Origin of the sequence: Mesorhizobium sp. M1C.F.Ca.ET.210.01.1.1 (assembly GCF_004791585.1) — a bacterium.
Classification (GTDB): Bacteria; Pseudomonadota; Alphaproteobacteria; order Rhizobiales; family Rhizobiaceae; genus Mesorhizobium.
Genome location: NZ_SRUU01000136.1, coordinates 1 through 362, shown reverse-complemented (window position 1 = coordinate 362; position 362 = coordinate 1). Strand labels below are relative to the sequence as shown.

Annotated in this window: 1 pseudogene; it reads right to left on the bottom strand. The window is 66.6% G+C overall.

Going from position 1 to position 362, the window contains the following annotated elements:
- Positions 1–264, bottom strand: a pseudogene (locus tag EN853_RS33265) (2-hydroxyhepta-2,4-diene-1,7-dioate isomerase); the annotation flags it as partial.
- Between the last annotated feature and the right edge of the window lie 98 nt (positions 265–362).

Sequence of the window (362 nt, the reverse complement as noted above, 5' to 3'; positions counted from 1 at the left end):
GCCGGTTTCGGCGGCGTGGTCGGAATAGTTCAGGCCGATGCAGATGAACTTGCCGGTCCCGGCGACGCAGGCGCCGATGCGCGGGCTGCCGGAAACCGCCGGCAGCGATTTCGCATCGAGCTTCGCCAGCATGTCCAGCGAAGCCGGATGAAGCGCCGTGCCGCCAATGTCGGCGACGTGGGCCGAGAGGTCGCGGATGGTCCCATCCGCATCGAGCAGGCCGGGACGTTCGCTCCCCACCTCGCCATAGCGCAGCAGTTTCATCTAAATCCTTCTCCTACTTGCGGCCCGTGGCCGTTTGCAAACTCTCCGCCGAAGCGACGGCTCCCTTGCGGAAACCGGGCGGACCGTACCCATCGCCC